Below are 17885 nucleotides of genomic sequence, written 5' to 3'. Positions count from 1 at the left end.
CATGCGGGCGCGACGTCCGCGCTCCGGGGCGAAGTGTGAACGGCTGCCAGTTCTCAGTTCTCAGTTCTCGGTTCTCGGTTCTCAGTTCTCGGTTCTCGGTTCTCGGTTTTCTCATGAAACGCGCTCTGCTGAACACTCTTATCGTTGCAACCGGATACCTGGCGAGTCGGCTGCTTGGGCTGGCGCGCGATGTGCTGATCTCACACCAGTTCGGCACCAGCGCCGAACTTGCCGCTTTCCGCGCATCGTTCGGCATTCTCGACCTGATCTACCTCGTGGTTGCGGGAGGGGCGTTGGGTTCGGCGTTTATCCCGGTGTTTTCGGAGGCGCTCGAACAACGGCGCGATGCCTGGCGGCTGGCATCTGCCGTGCTGAACCTGACCCTGTTGGCGCTGACGGCAGCATGTGCGGTCGTCTGGGTGTTTGCCGCGCCGCTTGTGGCGCTGAGCGTTGGGCGCGGGTTGAATGAGGCGGAACGCGCACTTACGGTCGATGTGCTGCGCCTGATGCTGATTCAACCATTTCTGCTTGGCGTCGGCGGACTCGCCAAGGCGACGCTCGAATCGTTCAACCGGTTTACGCTGCCCGCCATCGGTTCAAATCTGTACAACCTTGGAATCATTGGCGGCGCGCTGTTCGGACCCTGGCTCGGCATCTATGGGCTGGTCTGGGGCGTCAATATCGGCGCGGCGCTGTTTGTTCTGGTCCAGTTGCCAGGGTTGCGCTCCGTCGGGGCGACGTATCGCATCAGAGACGATCGTGATGAACAGCGCAGGAAAGCAGGTCTGGTCGTCTCTGCGAACACTGCCGCCGCATATCAGAGCGGGCGCGAGTCTGACGGCGCTCGCGCGTCGCCCGTCTCATTTCTGACCCCATTCTACGCCGAAGGCGTTGGACGGATGCTCCGTCTGCTCGGTCCTCGCATCTTGGGGCAATCTGCATGGCAGGTCAACATGATCGCTATTGTCAGTCTGGCATCGACGCTGGGGAGTGCGGCGCTGGCAGCAAATGCGTATGCGCTCCAGTTGATGCTGCTGCCGCACGGGTTAATCGCGCTGAGCATGGCAACGGTTCTTTTCCCCGAAATGGCGCGCCAGTATGCTGCCGGCGACCGCGTAACGTTTCGTGCAACGGCGCTTGGTGGTGTGCGCGCTGTGCTGTTCCTGGCGCTGCCGGCTTCGGCGATCCTTGGCGTGCTGGCGCTGCCGGTGCTCCGCGCGCTCTTTCAGCGCGGCGCATTCGATACTGCATCGGCGACGCTGACCACCGAGGCGCTGGCGGCGTATGCGCTGGGGCTTGCCGGATTTGCCGCCGCCGAAGTCATCGTGCGCGCCTTCTTCGCTATGCAGGATACCCGAACGCCGGTGATTGTTGGTATTGCGGCGGTGGCGCTCAACATGAGCCTGGGATGGTCGTTCCTGCGTGTGGGGCTGGGGTTGGGCGGGTTGGGTCTGGCGTTCAGCCTGTCAAACCTGTTTGAAGCCACTCTGCTCCTCGCGCTGCTTGGACGGCGGTTGGGCGGGCTGGAGCGCGACTTCTTCCGCGCAATCGGTGCGATGATCCTGGCGACCATGGCATGCGCCTTCGCGCTTGCATTACTACTCCGTTCCTCATATGCGATAGCACCCTTCGTCGCTCCTGGTGATACCTACCGCTGGCCCGACGACTTTTTGCCGCTCGTTGTATGGCTGGCCGGGGCAACCGCAGCCGGCGTCCTGGCGTATGCCGGGGTCACTGCTCTGTTCAGGGTATCGGAACTCAGCGCTGCCGTAGCGCGCGGGCGACGCATACTGACGCGGGCTTGGTTCAGGTTTGCTCCTGGGGATGGGGGGTGAAGGTTGCAGGTTGCGGGTTGCATAGCAGAGATGTTGCACTGCAACGTCTCTGCGCGGATGGGAAGGTGGCAGGTGGAAAGGTTAATTGAGGGTTGCAGGTGGAAGCGTTGAATGTGCAACGTTCAACGAAAACTCTGCCGTTCCCGAATGCTCCTGGCTCTACCTGCATCACCTGACCGCCCACAGGTACGCCACTGCCGATCGGTGTACTCTCTGGTGCGCTTCCACTAATGGGCGCAGGTGCGCGGTGAAGGTTTCGGACTCTTCAGGCGTCAGCACCTGGCGCATCGCTTCTTCGAGCGTTGGGATTTTCGGGTTCCAGGCAGTGCGCACGTATGCCTCCCAGTCGCCATCTTTGACAGACATTGCCGCATTTCCGGGAGACGTCACCTCTATCTGTAACTCGAGGCGGATCTCCCTGAACCCCGCCTGTTCGGCATATGCGATCAGATCGCGCTCATCGAAGTTCAGCATTGGATCGCTATCCCGTGGTTGCAACTTATGATAGAGCGCCTTGACCTTCTGCGCGATGTCTATCACTGGTGTCACATCGTATCCGGCGAAGCAGTGCGGTTGCTCAGAGATATCCATACCAAACCTGTTGATCGGTTCGAAGATCGACAGGCGCCCGCCAGGCTTGAGCACTCGATAGAACTCTCTGAACGCCTGTTGTTTCGCCGAAACGTAGATCAGAACGGACCGCGTGGTGACCACATCCACTGAAGCATCTTCCAGCACTGAGAGATCCTCTGCCGGAGCGAGCAGGAACTGGCAGCGATCCAGCAGCCCCATTTCGCGCGCCAGGGACCGTGCGTGATTGAGCAGATCCTGGGAAATGTCGCTGAAGATAATTGTGCCGCTGGCACTCCGTTCCAGTGCGCCAAAGGCGATCAACCCGTCGCCGCAGCCAACGTCGAGTACCGTATCGCCTTCGGCGAGGCGTGCATTGTCCAACACCTTATCCCGCACCGGGCGCAGAAAGTCGAGAACTGACTGCATACGCTGCGCGTCGCCGCCGAAACGCCGGTGCAACAGCCACTCACTCCACATATCGCGACCCATCCGCGCCTCCTGGACATTTGCACGAACCTCATTCTATGGCAATAGAACAGGTTGATTCGCCCCTGGACGGACGTTGAATGGCTACCATTCCCCCTGCCCGGCGACTCCCTGGGACCCGGCGGCTGATGGGCTTTGAATACATATTCCGCTATGCCCTATCCGCCCGGCGACTATAGTCGCAGGCTACGGGCTACGAAGCCCGCCTGTGCGGGCTGCTCGATCACGCTATACGCTTGCAGAGCCTGATTTGCCTATCAGGAGCTCGACCTGATACAGTGTCGAAACCCACAATGCGCACCTGACGCCCCTAACCCCTAACCTCTCTTCACGATACAATCCCGCTCGCCACGAGCAATTCGGCATTGAGAATGGCGCCGCCAGCCGCGCCGCGGATGGTGTTGTGCGACAACGCGACCATGCGTAGGTCCAGCACCGGGCAGGCACGCACCCGCCCGACACTGGCGCTCATCCCGCGCCCGGCGTCGCGGTCGCGTCGCGGTTGCGGGCGATCGCCATTGCAGTGAACGATCAGGGCGCGTTCCGGTGACGAGGGTAGATGGCGCACAATCTCAGGTGGCATGAACGCCTCGAGGACGGCAAGCGCCTCTTCCGGTGATGGTTTCTGCGCAAACGACGCAGCAATCAGCGCCGTATGACCATCGATGATCGGCACACGCGTCACCTGCGCGCTGATGGCAATCTGCGCCTCGACCACCTGACCATCCGCAACGTTTCCCAGCAATTTACGTGGCTCTGCCTCGATCTTGGCTTCTTCGCCGCCATCGGCAATGTTCGGAATGATGTTGTCGATAATGTCGAGCGATGCCACCCCTGGATATCCGGCGCCGGAGACTGCCTGAAGCGTGCTGATATGCGCCGTCTGCAAACCAAACGCATCGTGGAGCGGTTTGAGGGGCATCACCGCACTGATCGTCGCGCAGTTCGGGTTGGTCACCAGGCACCCCTTCCAGCCGCGTTGTGCGCGCTGACGCTCCAGCAGCGCCAGTTGATCAGGGTTGACCTCCGGGATGATCAGCGGCACATCGGCAACCGCGCGGTAGGCGGACGCATTTGAGCAGACTGCGGTGCGCTCCGCCCAGCGCGGCTCCATCGCGCGCGCCACATCCGTCGGCAACGCCGAAAGCGCAATTGCTACATCAGCCACCTCTTCGGTTGGTTGCACGACCATGTTCGCCACCCGCTCCGGGATAGGCGTATCGAGAATCCAGCGCACCAGCTCGCCGTAAGGACGCCCAATCGTGCGGTCCGATCCGGTAAGGACAACAATCTCGAACCACGGATGATTCTCCAGCAACTGCACCATCCGCTGACCAACGGCGCCGGTTGCGCCGAGGATAGCGACTGGGATTCGTTTGCGTGTCATATGTCTCTCCTTTCTCCAATCCCAGGTGACCGTCACTACTTTCGATCCCCAGGCGCCTTGCCGATGCGTATTGGAGGTCTCTCCTTTCTCCAATCCCAGGTGACCGTCACTACTGCGGCTGCTCCTTAGCTCCGCTCATGCCTCTCTGGCTGCGCACACACTACGCGGGGTTGGCAGCCCAGGCGGTGACGGTCACCTCGGGTTCCGCCCATGCCCCGTGGCGGCAGGCGCATCTCGCGTGGCCGCCCGCCATCCAGGCGGTGCGGTCGCCTCGATCATCCTTGCGTCAGGCGATGAACGGCGCGCACGGCGGCATCACAATCCGACGCCGCAACGACCGTACTGATCGAACACTCCGATGACCCCTGAGCAATCGCAATCACGTTAATCTGACTCTCGGCGAGCGCGCCGAAGACCCGCGCCGCAACGCCAGGAGTCTCGCGCATGCCCGCGCCGACTGCCGTGATGATCGCCACGTCATCGCGCGCCCAGATGCGGTCGATGTCGCGCCGCGCCAGTTCCATCGCCAGATTGTGTTCGAGCGCGTAGGTCACCTGTGGCACGGTGTTGGATGGCACAACGAAGCAGATGCTCTGCTCCGACGACGCCTGAGAGATCATCAACACATTCGCGCCAACACTGGCGACAGCGCCAAAAGTGCGCGCTGCAACGCCGGGCACGCCGATCATGCCGCGCCCTTCGACGGTGATCAGGCTCAGGTTGCGGATAGCCGTCACGGCTTTGACGGTCTGCCCGTTCGATGCAACGTCTTGAACGACCAGGGTGCCGGGATGAGACGGATTGAAGGTGTTGCGCACCCGCAGCGGAATGCCACGCTCGACCACCGGGCGGATTGTGCGCGGGTGTAGCACTTTGGCGCCAAAATATGCCAGTTCACCCATTTCGGCGTAGGAGAGCACCGGGATCACGCGGGCATCAGGCGACAGCCGCGGGTCGGTGGTCATCACGCCGTCGACGTCGGTGTAGATATCGACTTCATCGGCATCGAGCGCAGCGCCAATGATCGCACCGCTGTAATCGCTGCCGCCGCGCCCCAGGGTGGTTGTGACACCCTGCTCAGTAGCGCCGATAAAACCGGTAATCACCGGCACGATGCCGCGTTCGAGCAGTGGGAGCACCTGTGCGCGAGTGCGTTCGCGCGTGACGTCTTGCAACGGACGTGCATCGCCGAAATGTGCGGTCGTCACCACGAAGCCGGTGGCATCGAGCGCTTCGGCAGGGATGCCGCGCGCGCGTAACGCGGCAGCGACAACCCGCACGCTCATGCGCTCGCCAAGGCTTGAAATGGCATCGACGGCACGTGGTGACAACTCACCCAACACCGCGACACTGTGGCACAGCATACTGAACTCGTCGATCAGCCGAAAGACCTGATCGCTCACGTCCGCGCGTTCGCGCTCGTCGGAGACGAGTTCCGCCAGCGCAGCGGCATGCTTTTCGCGCAGCAGGCGATCCATAGCGCGAAACGTCTGCTGATCGCCGGATGCCGCCGTGGTGGCGCCGCGGATCAGCATATCGGTCACGCCGCTCATCGCCGAAACCACCAGTGCAACCTGTCCCCACGTTGCGCGTTGCGCCTCGGTAATCGCCGCGACTGACCGAATGGCAGCGGCGTCGCCGACCGATGTTCCGCCAAATTTCATCACCAGCAAGGGCATTGGTCTCCTCCTCGTTGTTCTACCAGCCCAACCATCGAAGAATGGCGTCCATGTCCGCCGGCGTCGGCTCAGGAACATCGAATTGTTCAACCGCCAGCCCCGGGTCTTTCAGTCCATGACCGGTGAGCACCGCCACATAGCGCGCATTCGGTTCGGCGCGTCCTTCGGCGATGACTCTGCGCAACCCGGCGATGCCGGCTGCCGATGCCGGTTCGACGAACACCCCTTCCAGGCGCGCCAGATCACGCCAGCTTTGGAGAATCTGATCATCGCTCACCCAGTCGATCAACCCGCCCGACTGATCGCGCGCATCGAGTGCGTAGCACCAACTGGCCGGGTTGCCGATGCGGATCGCGGTTGCGATGGTTTCCGGGTGTTCGACCGGATGCCCGCGCACAATCGGTGCAGCGCCTTCCGCCTGGAAACCGAGCATTCTCGGCAATCGGTCGATGCGCCCCGCCTCGTGATAGCGACGGAACCCCATCCAGTACGCAGTGATGTTCCCGGCGTTGCCGACCGGCAGGCAGAGCGCGTCTGGCGGACCGCCGAGTGCATCGCAGATTTCGTAGGCGGCGGTTGCCTGCCCTTCAAGGCGGTAGGGGTTCACCGAGTTGACAATGGTGACCGGATACGTCTGCGCCAGGTCGCGCACTATGTGCAACGCCTGGTCGAAGTTGCCCTCGATCACCAGCAGCCGCGCGCCGTACATCAGCGCCTGCGCCAGTTTGCCAAGCGCAATTTTTCCGGCAGGCACCACGACGATCGACTCAATCCCGGCATGCGCCGCATACGCCGCCGCACTGGCGGAGGTGTTGCCGGTCGAAGCGCAGATCACCGAGGTTGCGCCCGCTTCGAGGGCTTTGGCGACGGCTACGACCATGCCGCGATCCTTGAACGAGCCGGTCGGGTTGGCGCCCTCATATTTCAGAAACAACTCGCGTACCCCAATGGCGCGCGCCAGGCGCGGCGCGTGGATCAATGGCGTATCGCCTTCGCCAAGGCTGAGGCGCGGCGTTTGCTCCGTGAGCGGCAGAAATGCGCCATAGCGGTCGAACAGCATGCCTTCCTCCATCGCCGAAATAGAAACGCCCCCATCCTTTGCAGGAGGGGGCGTTCATCGCATATGGGCTGTCAGCGCCCGAAAACCCTCCCACGACGATCCCACCCGGCGGTAGTGCCCGGAGTAGTCATCGTGGCGGTCGTTGTACGAAATGCTGCACGCATACCAGGCTGCTGGCGTCTGTTTCGGTACGCCGCTACTATATCCGAGAAGGGGGGGGATGTCAAGTCGGGGTAGGAGAACCAGGAACCAGGAGAAGGGTTAAGGGTTAGAGGCTGGAAACACGTACTTACCTGTACCTTTTCATCCGCCCATGGAACGTGCAACGTTCAACATCCCGCCTGCCGCCTGCACCCTCTCGTCTCTTGCCTCTCGCCTCCCTCGTCACTGTGATATAATTGCTACAAGATACACGCACAACGAGGAGTTTTCCCAACCATGGCGCAACGCGAACCGACTATCGCCAGTATCCTTTTGGAACTGGCAGAGGAATATGACAGGGTCGTCGCTGAGCGCGAGATCTACGAACGGGTGCTGCAACGGCGTCCAAGCCAGGCGCGTGATCCCTTCGCCAGCATTCGCGCTCGCCTTCGTTTTGGGGCGAATGAGGTCGGGTGGGTGCGCCTTGGCGATGGCGCGTTGATGCCGCTGCGTGTCGCGCTGACCGGGCTGCGCTTCCGGGTGACGCCCGGTCCGCATGAATTGGCGACCGGGCTGTTGTTGCGGACGCACCTGTTTCCCTTCGTTGCGCCTTATCACGATGATCTGACACTGAAAGACGCCTCTGGGACGCTCATTCCCTTCCGATTTGATTCGATTGAACTGGTTGATGATCTCTTTGGACCGCTCGCGCAATCAGCCATCGACATCAGCGACTGGATGCGCCGTGAAGGTATGTTCGACGGCGACACGATCCTGGTGACGATTGAGCGGGTGGCGCCGTTGACGCTCCGCCTGCAAGCCGATCACGCCGCGCTTGTGCGTTCAGCAGATGTGCTGCGCCAGGAACAGGAATTGATCGAGGGTATCGCCGCACGTGTGGCTACCAGTCGCTCACTGCCGATCAGCGCCGCTGATGTGGTATTGCCGGTCTTTGCGCGCGCTGCCTGGCGCACGACGTATGCCGGGCGTTCGTGGCAGGAGTTGGTGGCGAACGATCCACGCCTGCGCCTTATCAATGGCATCTTTCTGAGTGATCGCACGTATCGCGCTCTGGCGGATATTCTTGAGGATCAGGACTCTGGCATGTGGGAAACGCATGATTCCGAACTGCTGGCGGCAATTGATGCTCTTCAGCGTGAACTTCTGGAGAGCCGCCGCGAGGCTGCGGCGCAGGAGTTGTGGAATGGTATTGCGCCACGCGCTTCGACAGCGCGCGTGGTCTTCGATACGCGCAGTGGCGAAACAACAGTTGTGCAATTGGAGCCAATCAATGCGCTCCAGGATTATTCCGATCAGATCGACGAACGGGTGCGCAAAGGCGAGTATGATCACGATGCATGGACCCTGACGGATGATGAGGATGGACTGTTTGCCGCTGCCGACCTCGATAATGATGATCTGTCGATTATCGACGATCTGCGAGAATTCATCGCCGAACGTCCTGAGTTGCTTGCAGCGGCGCGCCAACTGATAGCAGAACTCAGCCCTGAGGAGATTGAGCGCCTGCACAGCACCGAGAATATCGAAGAAATTCAGCAGATTCTGGCAGCACGCTTCCATCGCATGCTTCCCGATAATCCCCATCTGTTTGCAACGCTGGTCCCGTATGTTGCATCCGGGACCACATCATCGGATTTCAACGGTGGACCGCCAGAACTCGAAGATGGTGCAGACGATGATGAGGTGTCGACGCTCGATGAGGAGTGGGATGAGAACGTTGAGGAGTGGGACGAGGACCTTGACGAGCAACTGACCCCAAACGACGAGGCGCTGGCTGTCAGTCACGAGTTGATGGAACGGTTCTATGCCTTCCTGCTGGCGCAGGGTAAGAGCGAGGCGACGGCGGCCAGTCGCACCGGCGACCTGTGGATCTACGCTGATTTTCTTGCCAGTTATTATGCGCAGACGCTGGCTGAGGGCAACTACGCCACGCTCGATGAGTGCCTGTTCTTCTTTTATCCGCGGCGTGTCGCCAACAGTTCGCCTCGAGGGGCGCGTGAACTCTGTACGTCGCTCAAGCAGTTCTATGCCTTCTTGCGCACCGAACGCAACATCGACGACCGCTTCGCGCGCGAGATGTGGCGGCGCCGGGATCAGGTCGCGCGCGTGGTCGATCTCTATGAGCAGATCGATACCGACTCGCCGCAGTTCGGGCGGCTGTTCGTCCGCCTGTTCGCTCCTTATACGGTTTGACCCCTCGACAATGTTTCCGTGCAGGTTCGTTCCTGACAGTGCAGTTGCGAAGCAGCGCCTATGCCGTTAGTCTATTCCATCTCGATGTTGCGTCCCCATACTCATCTGTACGATGTAACGCTCGATATTCCCTCTGTTGACGGTCCCACGCTTGATCTGGCGCTGCCGGCCTGGACGCCGGGATCGTATCTGATCCGCGATTATGCCCGCCATGTGCAGCAGTTCGCTGCTGCCAACGATCGCGGCGAACCGTTGCCCTGGCAGAAGATCGATAAGACCACCTGGCGCATTATGGCGAGCAATGCCCGTTCCGTGCGTGTCACCTATCAGGTGTATGCGTTCGATCTGAGCGTCCGCACTAGCCACCTCGATGGCACGCACGGTTATTTCAACCCGTCCAATCTCTGCATGTACCGTTGCGGCCATCTGCACGAGCCATGCGTCGTCCATGTCCAGACGCCGCTTGAATGGCGTGTAACGACCGGGCTGGAGCGGATCGATGGCGCCGGGGAGCGCACTGGTTGGGCGACATTTCGCGCCAACGATTATGATGAACTGGTTGACTCGCCGTTCGAATGCGGAACGCACCGTCTGCTGACCTTCGAGGTCGATGGCATTCCTCACGAAATCGCGCTCTGGGGACGCGGCAACGAAGATGAGCGTCAGATTCTCGCCGATACTCGCACGATTGTCGAAACCACACGTGCCATGTTTGGCGGATTACCCTATCAGCGTTATGTCTTCATCGTTCATCTGGTCGATGGCGAATATGGCGGTCTTGAACATCGCAACAGCGTCTCGAACATTGTGGATCGCTGGGGCTTTCGTCCTGCACGTTCGTATGAGCGATTTCTGGCGCTCACAGCTCATGAGTTTTTTCACGTCTGGAATGTTAAGCGCATTCGTCCTGCGCCGCTTGGTCCGTTCGACTACGCGCGCGAAAACTACACCCGCCAGTTGTGGGTGATGGAAGGAATCACCAGTTATTACGACCATCTGATTCTGCTGCGTGCCGGCTTAATCAGTCGCGAACGGTATCTCGAAACGCTCGCCGACGACATTAAGTTATTGCAGAGCCAGCCGGGACGGGCGCTTCAGTCGCTGGAACAGAGCAGTTTCGACGCCTGGATTAAGTTCTATCGCCCTGATGAGAACGGACCGAACAGCAGTGTGTCGTACTATCTGAAAGGCAGCCTGGTGGCGCTGCTGCTCGATCTGGAGATCCGGCGGCGCACCGGTGGGGCGCGTTCGCTCGATGATGTCATGCGCTATCTGTATGCTGAATATGCCGGCGATCAGGTGCACGACCTCTACAGCGGCGCATTTGCCAAGCGCCCTGGCTTCGATGATGATGACGGGTTCTGCCGCGCGGTGGAAGCAGTCGCCGGCGAGGAGGGCGGGGCATACCGCGCACTGCTGGCGCGCGCCGTCGCCAGTACGGATGAATTGGAGTATGATCGCGCATTCGATGCCGTGGGGTTGCGCCTGGTCTGGGGGCATTCGCTCGAAAAAGAGAACGATCATCTCCCCGCCTGGCATGGGTTACGCCTCAAAACGGATCATGGTCGACTCAAGGTCTCGGTGGTGCTGGCAGGTGGACCCGGCGAGTCTGCCGGGATTTATGCCGGTGACGAACTGATCGCGCTGGATGGCGTTCGTATCGACGAAGAGCGCCTCAAAGCGCGGCTGGCGGAACGTAAACCTGGCGATACCGTGCTGTTCAGCCTCTTTCGCCGCGACGACCTGCTCCACATCCCGCTGCAACTTACCGAATCTCCGCCTGATACCCTGACGATCACGCCGGTCGAATCGCCGACAGAAGAGCAGCAACGGCTCCTGGACGGGTGGCTGAACGTTGCCCGTTGAACGTTGCATGTTGAACGTATCCGTCTTTTGAGATATGTGTCATGCCCTTGCATGTCGCTGAAGGGAGAGGTTGTGCCCGCTTCGGAAACCTCGCCCGATCTCAAGAGGCTTGGGGAAGGAAGGTTACAGGCGGTCGTTGCACAGTGCATGTTTCAGAGTGGCAAGGTTGCCAGTTGCCGCCGGAAAGGGGTTCTTGGTTCTCAGTTCTCGGTTCTCGGTTCTCAGTTCTCACGGAAACAACTCATCCATCTCCGCATACGCGCGGTTTCGCCGCTCGGCGATGGACGTTTCGACAAACCCCATTGCCTTGTAGAATGCAGCATCATAGGGGCGCGTTCGAATGACGGCAGGCATCGGCACGGCGTGTCCCAGCACCATCGCTTGCTGGCGCGTGTCGAGGCTGGCAAGCACGGCGCGCAAACCGGCGGCACCGCTCACGCCGGTAAAAACGGCGTCGATGTCGCGGTCATCGTTGAGCAGTGCTGTGATCCGACTGCCGATCTGACTCATCACCTCTGGGTCGATTGAAGAGGGGCGCTGATCGACAATGAGCAGTGTCACGCTGTATTTGCGCAACTCACGCGCAATCGTGCCGAAAATCGTCTGGCGCGCGGCAACCGGATTGAGAAATTTGTGTGCCTCTTCAATCGTGATCACCAACTGGCGCGGTTTGTCGGCGGTGTTCTTGGTGCGCAGGAAGGTTTCGGTCTGTTCGACCCAGCGCCGATAGATGCGGCGCGTGATGATGTTCGCTGTCAGCATATACGCCAGCGCGCTGCGGTACTGCCCGAATTCAAGCACCACATGCTTCCCGCGTGCCAGATGCTCAATCAGGCGATCAATGGCATCCAGCGGCGCCTGCTCTCGGACAAATCCCAGGCGCTGGATCTGATCCAGTTTGCGTTTGAGTGCGCTGATCGCGCCGGCGTGCGCCCCGGCTTGTTCGGCAAATTCGTGAATGTCGGCACTGCTCATGCCCAGGAGCGTCTTCAGCCACTCCTGTTTGTACCGATCCACCAGCAGATAGGCGGACTCGGCGGCGGTGGCGGTCAGATTCAGTTCGTCCTGAAGGAGCAGAATATCGTCCGCCTCGATCTGATCAAGACCGATGGTGATGGTTTCGTCCACACTCACGCCACGTTTGCGCGACGACTCGGCATCGAGCGAAAAGATCAGCACCTGTGGTCCGAACAACTGGCGCAATCCTTTCACAAATTTGCCATCCTCTGATGTGGCTTCCCAGCCGTACTCGCTGTGCATGTCGAACACCAGGTTCGACGCCGTTCCGGAACGGATGATACCGCACAGGATCAGACGGGTAAGAAAACTCTTGCCGGTGCCGCTTTTGCCGAAGATGCCGTTTGAGCGCTCCACGAGGCGGTTGAGGTCCACACAGACCGGCACATCCATGTCGAGTGGTCGTCCAATCTCGAAGTGCGTTGCGTCGTCTGCGCCAAAGACACGGGTGAAATCCTGCGCGTCCGCTTCGAGTGCTGGGGCAAAGTGATACGGCACGGTTTTGACCGGGCGCAACTCCTGATTCAGATCGTGGGGCAACATGAGCATCGGTTTGAGTTGCACCACGCCGTAGGTTGCCGTGCCCGCCAGCACCTCGTGGAAGAAACGGTCGCCATCTGGCGGGCGGGTAAGAATGGTGCGGTTGGTCGCTTCGAGCGCAATATCGGTGACCATCGAGAAGAAGTTGTGCTTCTCTCCCTGAATAACGACGAACTGACCGACGCGCACATCTTCGACGCTCACGCTGCTGTCGAGGCGGGCATGCAGCCCCTCGATCAGCGAGCCGCCGGTGATAACGCCGATCCGTTTTCGATTCAACACCGACATGCACCCTCCTTGCGCCTGGTGAATCGTCCATCTCGAACAAATATATCATTTTCTGTCGTGATGTCAATGGCACCTTCCCGCGTGGGTGCAGGCATACCGTGTTCGGTCCTGCCCGCCCGACGGTTTCCCGTCGGGTTGAACGCACTGCGGGCGCCGGCGCGCCCCAATCCAGGCGGTGCTTCGTTTCCTCAACGTAGGCGTTCCTGGGCGCGCGGGCGGTCCCCGCTCGACGCCGCGCCCGCCAACGTGTTGTGACATGCCGTTCATTGCGGCATATCCTGAAATCGTGCATCTTTGAACTATTTTTTATCTCGAACGGTGTATTGGCGAAGAATTTACAGTATTTTCATTATCATTGACAAATGATAGCGCCACCTTCTATAGTTTGCGCAGACGATGGGGTATCAAACGATTGCTTTGACATACGCCATACGTGCATACGGCGGATGGCTGATTCGTTGTTGCCAAAAGTTTCTCGTAAGCGTAGGGATGTGTCATGAATCATCAGATTCGCGGTCATCGACTCCTTCTTGCCACTGTAATGCTGATCGCGCTCAGTGCATCGACGCTGACACCGCCGTCGGCGCCGTTCCAGGCGCTGATCCTTGATCTGCCGTCGGTTGCTGCCCAGAGCGGCGCTCCAATCGGTCCGCAACCGGGAGATGTGTTCCGGCAGTTCCAGGACGATTCGACGTTTCGTCAGACGTCGGTGTGTAATGCGTCAGGCACGCGCTGCGGTTCCGTGCCTTCGGAGCAGACGCGACAGGCGCGGAATGTTGATCTTGCCAACGCCGTGCGCGCCGAGGCGATCTTCGAATACTGGGGCGGGCACCTCGCATCGACGCAGCAGGAATTCAATGTCAACGGCGGTCCCTGGACGCCCTACCCCGACATTCAGGGTATTCCGCCCGATACCTTGCCGACCTGCTACTTTCGCGCGCCAACCAATGCCATCGCACCGTTGCCGTTGAGCGGAACCGGCGGCGTGCGACCTCCCGGCAGCACGGGAAATACCGTCACGGTGAATTATCGCTATCGTATCGGTCCGCAGCGGTCGTTGCCGCAGTGCGCGTCGGGGACGAATTTCTACTGGGGCAATATGTGGATCTATGAGGTGACGACGCGCATCTACTACAATTCAAGCGTTGTGCGCCCCGATGGTGCGATCACCTCGCCGGTAGACGGCGGGGTGATTACCGAGAACTTGAGCGCCAGCCAGTTCCCGCAGATTAGCGTGAGCGCGCAAGCGCCGTCCGGTCGCACGATTGCGCGTGTGGACCTGATCGGCAATTATCTCGATTACGATTGGGACGGCGACGGCGTGCTGCGCGAATGGCATTACGCGCTGCGCCACGGCGTCTGGGAACGCACGATTGGGACGCGCACCTCGCCGTCGAGCGGCTCCAATACGAACGGGGTCTACACGTTTACCTGGAATACGGAATGGGTCCCCGATCAGGATCAGCCGGTCCAATTGATGGCGCGCATCACCGACAATACCGGCGTCAGTTATATGACTCCGGCGGTGACAGTGACATTCAATCGTGTTGGGCGCAGTGTGCGCATGTACAACACCTGGAGCGACTACTACGGGCAGCGGGTGTTCGGTCCGCCGCGCAATTTTGGTTTCAACACCTATCGGCAGCCGCGCATCGGCAAGACGGCATTCATATCCATTCCCGATTCGCTCACGAACGCAACGCGGGCGCGCTTTATTCTCTACAGTTGGAGTGGACGCTCATCGGTTTCGGATTCGCGAACAACGGTTGCCATCAACGCATTCTCGATCTGGTCCGATAATTCTTTTGGCGTGTTCCACGATTACAATTTTGATGCGCGCGTCCTGACGAATCCACGCGAATTTCTCAATCAAGGCGATAATATTTTGCGTATCTGGTCGAATCGCAATGATCATGAGCTTGAAGTGCTCTGGCCCGGTCCGGCGCTGTTCGTTGAGTACAGTTCGCCGCCGGAAACGCCGCCGCTGATTGCCAACGATACATCGCTCACAACCCAGGAAGATCAACCGCTGGCTGTGACCCTGCCGGTCGGCAACGATGCGCGTGCTGTGTTGCAGTATACGATTGTGACGCCGCCGATGCTCGGCACGCTGCGCGGTCTTGCGCCTGACCTGATGTATCTTCCCAACCGCGATGTCAGCGGCGCCGATCGTTTTGTCTTCCGTGTCGACGACCAGTATGGGCGCAGCGCAACAGCAACGGTGTCGATCGATATTCAAGCGGTCGATGACCCGCCGAACATCCTCCTCGGTGAAGGCGCGCTGCTCAATCCGGGAGATGTGTTTACCCGCACCGGCATCGTCCGCGATCCGGACTCGCCGACTCTGACGGCAACGGTTGATTATGGTGACGGCAGCGGTGCGCAATCGCTCGCTCTCAACCCGGATGGCTCGTTCCAGTTGAGTTACCGCTATCGCAATGGTGGGCGCTTCCCGCTGACGGTGAGCGTCAATGATGGCGCGCAGACCAGTGTTGCCACAGCGACCATAACGGTGCTTACTCCTGGTACGCCGCCGCCAGGCGACTGGCATCTGACCGGATGGCGCTACCGCGTGCCGCTGGAAGCGCGTTCAGGCGCATATCCGCGCGTCGATTACGTCGCTGAGTTTGATGTCAACTTTACGGCTGCGCTTTCACAGGCAGGCGGCAACGGCGCGATCCTGCGCGACTCGATCCGTGTTGTCGAGGTTGATGCGGACGGCAATCTCATCGATCCCATGGTCGTCTATCAGTTCGACCCGGTCAGCGCGTACAATCCGATAACAAATGCGCGCGGAACACTGCTCGTGCTCTTGCGGGGACGCACTGAGGCGAATGTCACCCGCCGCTTCTTCGTCTATTTCGAGACCCAGGGGCGTTTTGCGCCGCCGGATTTCACGCCGCTCACGGCGGTTGTCACACCGACGACGACCTACCGGCGCGATCTTGCAACCGTCATTGAGACGCGCAACTCGACCGGTCAGCGCAGCGCGATGTTCTATTACTCGCTCAATGGCGGCGCGCTGATCAGCATGTTCGACCGCTCGGATGCGGACTGGATTTCGTACAATCCGGCGGCTGACTCGGCAGGCGCCTATCGCGGTATTCCAAATCTTGGCCCGGTTTTCCATCCAGGCTACTACAACGTCTTCCCCATTCCAAGCGCTTCGGGTCCGCTCCAGGGGAATGAACTCAGTACGAACCAGCGTTCGACGACTACCGTTGAACAGGAGGGGGTGCTGCGCACCGTTGTGCGCTCGGTCAGCAGCAACAGACAATGGGAAGCCGTCTGGGAGTTCTTCCCCAACAGTGTGCGGATGTCGGTTGTGCGCACACCACTGTCCGGTTCGACGCCGCTCTCCTACTGGTGGTTGTACGAGGGCACGCCGGGCGGAACACTCAATGAGGGCGACCGCTGGGTGCGCGGCGATGGGTTGTCGGGGAATGCCGTCGATCCCAGTTTCGCGTACAACGAACGGTTCCATGCCGACATCAACGGTCCGGAGTGGGTCTATTTCCGCGCTGGCGAGTCGGCGCTGGGAGGACGCGCGCTCTGGTTGGCGCATCACGATGATGCCGATACGACGATTGAAATGTATCGTCAACAGAATGACTCTTCCGGCTGGCAGAATAGTATGACCGTCTTCGGGTTCGGTCGGCGTGAGTGGACCGGATCGGCGCAAACGTTGCAGGCGGAGTTACGAGGGCAGCGTCGCTTCTCTCTCGGCTTTGTGGATAGCGCGCCTCTCAATTTCGATAGCGCGTTTGGGCGCGAGATTGAAGGGCGCTATCGCAATCTGGAAGTGATCGTCGGTCGAGGTGAGCGCCTCGTGCCGAACCTTGCGCCGTGGGCGCCGGGTGAAACATACTTTACGCGCCCGGGTCGCGCGCTTCAGGTTCCGGCGCCCGGTGTGCGCGCCAACGATAGCGATGGCGACGGTGATCCGTTCCAGATCACGTTGACTGACGAGCCGCTCAGTGGCACGCTGGTGTTCAACAGTGACGGGTCTTTCACGTATGTGCCCGCCGAAGGGTTTATCGGCGAAGACTCGTTCACCTATACTGCGAGCGATGGCATCCTCAGCGCGCCGCCAACAACGGTGATCATTCGGGTCACCGCCAATCAACCGCCGACGGCGCAATCCAGCAATTGGACGACGACCAACCGGCAATCGCTCAGCGTGCCGGCGCCGGGTGTGCTGACCGGCGCGAGTGACCCGGACGGCGATCCGCTTACAGCGGTGCTGATCGGCGAACCGGCAAACGGGACGCTGACGCTCAATGCTGATGGGTCATTCACGTATACGCCCCAGCCAACGTTCGTGGGAGTGGATACATTCCAGATAGCGGCGTTCGATGGCGAGGATCGGTCGGCGCCGGTGGGTGTGCGCATCACAGTGCGGAAAGAGAACCGTCCGCCGACGGCGCAATCCAGCAATTGGACGACGACCAACCGGCAATCGCTCAGCGTGCCGGCGCCGGGTGTGCTGACCGGTGCGAGTGACCCGGACGGCGATCCGCTCACAGCGGTGCTGATCGGCGAACCGGCAAACGGGACGCTGACGCTCAATGCTGATGGGTCATTCACGTATACGCCCCAGCCAACGTTCGTGGGAGTGGATACATTCCAGATAGCGGCGTTCGATGGCGAGGATCGGTCGGCGCCGGTGGGTGTGCACATCACGGTGACGGCTGCGCCTGGATCGACACCATCGTACCAGGTGTTCCTGCCGCTGGTGCAGCGCTGAAACATCCGGCATTCAACGCTCAACCACCTCCGACTACCGGGGGTGGTTGTTT

At 60.4% G+C, this 17885-nt stretch carries 9 protein-coding genes; 4 read left to right on the top strand and 5 right to left on the bottom strand.

Annotation, left to right across the window (positions count from 1 at the left end; translation table 11 throughout):
- The first annotated feature begins 113 nt into the window (after window positions 1-113).
- Complete coding sequence (locus tag RCAS_RS23440) at window positions 114-1835, top strand: lipid II flippase MurJ (protein WP_157042678.1); 1722 nt, start codon at window positions 114-116, stop codon at window positions 1833-1835.
- 168 nt (window positions 1836-2003) lie between these two features.
- Here RCAS_RS23440 and RCAS_RS16450 read toward each other — a convergent pair whose 3' ends face one another.
- The 4 genes from RCAS_RS16450 to thrC all read right to left on the bottom strand — a co-directional run bounded on the left by RCAS_RS16450 (window position 2004) and on the right by thrC (window position 7020).
- On the bottom strand, window positions 2004-2897 hold the full coding sequence (locus tag RCAS_RS16450) for a class I SAM-dependent methyltransferase (RefSeq protein ID WP_012121667.1): 894 nt from the start codon (window positions 2895-2897) through the stop codon (window positions 2004-2006).
- 325 nt (window positions 2898-3222) lie between these two features.
- Window positions 3223-4281, bottom strand: a complete 1059-nt coding sequence (gene asd / locus RCAS_RS16445; RefSeq protein ID WP_012121666.1) for an aspartate-semialdehyde dehydrogenase — start codon at window positions 4279-4281, stop codon at window positions 3223-3225.
- Between the two features lie 275 nt (window positions 4282-4556).
- On the bottom strand, window positions 4557-5960 hold the full coding sequence (locus tag RCAS_RS16440) for an aspartate kinase (RefSeq protein WP_012121665.1): 1404 nt from the start codon (window positions 5958-5960) through the stop codon (window positions 4557-4559).
- 19 nt (window positions 5961-5979) lie between these two features.
- Entirely contained in the window at window positions 5980-7020 is a 1041-nt protein-coding gene (thrC, locus tag RCAS_RS16435) for a threonine synthase (protein ID WP_012121664.1), read from the bottom strand.
- A gap of 438 nt (window positions 7021-7458) precedes the next feature.
- On the opposite strand from thrC, the gene RCAS_RS16430 reads away from it, so the two are divergent.
- Together RCAS_RS16430 and RCAS_RS16425 are read left to right on the top strand one after the other, a co-directional pair.
- Window positions 7459-9375: a hypothetical protein gene (locus RCAS_RS16430; protein WP_012121663.1), complete on the top strand. Its 1917-nt coding sequence runs from the start codon at window positions 7459-7461 to the stop codon at window positions 9373-9375.
- A 60-nt stretch (window positions 9376-9435) separates the two neighbouring features.
- On the top strand, window positions 9436-11241 hold the full coding sequence (locus RCAS_RS16425; protein ID WP_012121662.1) for a M61 family metallopeptidase: 1806 nt from the start codon (window positions 9436-9438) through the stop codon (window positions 11239-11241).
- 228 nt (window positions 11242-11469) lie between these two features.
- Here the strand turns inward: RCAS_RS16425 and RCAS_RS16420 are convergent, their stop codons facing one another.
- Window positions 11470-13086 (bottom strand): helicase HerA domain-containing protein, encoded by a 1617-nt coding sequence (locus RCAS_RS16420; protein ID WP_012121661.1) that lies wholly within the window; start codon window positions 13084-13086, stop codon window positions 11470-11472.
- Window positions 13087-13582: 496 nt separating this feature from the next.
- Here RCAS_RS16420 and RCAS_RS16415 point away from each other — a divergent pair, with 496 nt between their 5' ends.
- On the top strand, window positions 13583-17833 hold the full coding sequence (locus RCAS_RS16415) for an Ig-like domain-containing protein (RefSeq protein WP_012121660.1): 4251 nt from the start codon (window positions 13583-13585) through the stop codon (window positions 17831-17833).
- The last annotated feature ends 52 nt before the right edge of the window (window positions 17834-17885 follow it).

The sequence above is a fragment of the Roseiflexus castenholzii DSM 13941 genome, assembly GCF_000017805.1.
In the GTDB taxonomy this organism is placed as follows: domain Bacteria; phylum Chloroflexota; class Chloroflexia; order Chloroflexales; family Roseiflexaceae; genus Roseiflexus; species Roseiflexus castenholzii.
This window is presented reverse-complemented; position numbering and strand designations above follow the sequence as displayed.